We start from the raw sequence: 2,117 nt of genomic DNA, 5'->3' as shown, positions 1-2,117 counted from the left end.
TCCCTACCCGGCACCACGGCCCATGCCACCTCCGCCACGGCCCATGCCACCTCCGCCACGGCCCTTGCCTGCGCCACCACCACCGGACAACTGGTATCACCCGTGGGCAGCCGCCGCCGTGGTGGGTGCAACCACGGCCACGGCAATAGCCATCGGCTCGCAAGTCACCAGCGTGCCTGCGGACTGCGTATCGGTCGTGGCCAACAATGTGGCGTATCAACACTGCGGACCAACCTGGTATCAGCCCCGCTATGTGGGTGGCAACGTGCAGTTTGTGGTGGTCCCCGCCCCCTGGTAATCGTGCTCAAGCAAGGAATGCTTTATGACAGCGCTCAACGATCTGAATGCCCTGCAAGCCAGCATCGCCGAAGCGGTATTGGGCCAGGACGAGGTTATCCGCCAGATCATCGTCGGCTTGCTGGCCAACGGTCATCTGCTCCTCGAAAGCCTGCCGGGTTTGGCCAAGACCCGCACCGTCAAGGCGTTGGCCAGGCACCTGGAGGCGCAGATGAGCCGTATCCAGTTCACCCCTGACCTGCTGCCATCGGACATCACCGGCGCCGAGGTGCTGCACCAGGTGGACGGCCAGAACCTGATCCGTTTTCAACCCGGGCCTTTGTTCGGCAACCTGATCCTGGCCGACGAAATCAACCGCGCCCCGGCCAAGGTGCAGGCGGCCCTGCTTGAAGCCATGGAAGAACGGCAGATCACCGTCGCCGGCAACAGCCACCCGCTGCCCACACTGTTTATGGTGCTGGCTACGTAAAACCCCATCGAACAGGAAGGTACCTACCCGCTGCCCGAGGCGCAGATGGACCGCTTTGTGATGAAAGTGCTGCTCGACTACCCAAGCCCGGCAGATGAATCCCGGGTGCTGCGCATGCTGCGCGCTGAAGAACAGGTGCAGCACGCCACGGCCGATACAGCCCCGCCGTTTACCCTGGGTCAGGAGGTGATTTTCGCGGCTCGCCGCGAAGTCGCCACAGTGGCCGTGTCCCCCGCCATCGATGCTTACCTGCCTGATGCACGCCCAACGGCAGGAGGCCGACGGCCTGGTATACGTCTCGCTTGCGCAACTGATGGCGCTGGAGTTCAAAGCGCGGGCGTTGAGTTTTGTCGCCCGCCAACCCCACGGCAGTATCCTCTCGGGCAACCATGCTTCGCGCTTGCGTGGCCGCGGCCTGAATTTTGACGAACTACGCCGCTATCAACCCGGTGACGACCTGCGCCACCTCGACTGGCGCGCCTCATTGCGCACTGGCAAGCCAGTGGTGCGTACCTTTACCGAAGAACGCGACCGCCCGGCCTTGATCGTGGTCGACCAGCGCATGTCGATGTTTTTTGGCTCCAGCCGCAGCTTCAAATCCGCCACCGCTGCCGAACTGGGTGCACTGGCCGCATGGATGGTGTTCAACGCCGGTGACCGGGTGGGCGCCCTGGTATTCAACGATCAACGCATCGACAGTATTGCCCCGCTGCGCAGCCGCAAACGGGTGGAGGCGTTGTGCAGCAAAATTGCCCGGCAAAACCAGGAACTCAATGCCACTCAACCGGACTGCGAAGACGCCGACCAACTGGACAAGGTCCTGCAACATTGCCTGGCCATCGCCGGTCACGACCACCTGATTTGCCTGATCAGCGATTTCGCCGGGGCCGGGCCGCACACCCTGCAGTTGCTGCGCCAACTGGCAGTGCACAACGATGTCATCGCCATGCAGGTTTACGACCCATTGGCGCTGGACCTGCCCGACACCGGGCGCTTGCTGGTTACCCAGGGCCAGTTGCAAGTGGAGCTGGCGGTAGAGCACGCACACGTACGCCAGCCGCTGGGCAACTTCCTCAGCGGGCGCTTCAAGGACATCGCCAGCCTGCTGCGCCGCAGCCAGGTGCCGCTGATGATGTTCAGCACCGCGCAGGATACTCACAGCCAGCTGCGGATCGAACTGGGCAAACTGGGCGGGGCGCGGCCATGAGCAGTCCTATCCCCAGCATTGACCAACTGCAAACCCTGGCCCTGCCTGCACCCGTCAGCTACCTGCCGCAGACCTGGGGCTGGTGGGCCTTGCTTGGGGTTGTGCTGACCGGCCTGGCGGTCTGGGCGGCACGCGCCTGCTGGC

2 protein-coding genes and 2 pseudogenes are annotated in these 2,117 nt (G+C 63.8%); all 4 read left to right on the top strand.

Going from position 1 to position 2,117, the window contains the following annotated elements; all coding sequences use genetic code 11:
* Window positions 1-298: pseudogene (locus GHO42_RS02430) on the top strand (hypothetical protein); the annotation flags it as partial.
* Window positions 299-322: 24 nt separating this feature from the next.
* Window positions 323-1,024: pseudogene (locus GHO42_RS02425) on the top strand (AAA family ATPase); the annotation flags it as partial.
* Window positions 1,023-1,973 carry a DUF58 domain-containing protein gene (locus GHO42_RS02420; RefSeq protein ID WP_133144507.1) on the top strand — a complete coding sequence of 317 codons (951 nt, stop codon included), beginning with the start codon at window positions 1,023-1,025 and terminating at the stop codon, window positions 1,971-1,973. The pseudogene GHO42_RS02425 and the gene GHO42_RS02420, both read left to right, overlap by 2 nt.
* Window positions 1,970-2,117: DUF4381 family protein (locus GHO42_RS02415; RefSeq protein WP_153384097.1), on the top strand; the 148-nt coding region annotated here is incomplete at its 3' end. The genes GHO42_RS02420 and GHO42_RS02415, both read left to right, overlap by 4 nt.

Source organism: Pseudomonas sp. FSL R10-0056 (assembly GCF_009600105.1).
Taxonomy (GTDB): Bacteria; Pseudomonadota; Gammaproteobacteria; order Pseudomonadales; family Pseudomonadaceae; genus Aquipseudomonas; species Aquipseudomonas bubulae.
The sequence above is the reverse complement of the archived record's forward strand: the minus strand, read 5'-3'. Positions and strand labels throughout refer to the sequence as shown.

Coding starts and splice junctions, on each gene's coding strand:
- GHO42_RS02420 (WP_133144507.1), top strand. CDS start 1,023: ATGCACGCCCAACGGCAGGAGGCCGACGGCCTGGTATACGTCTCGCTT.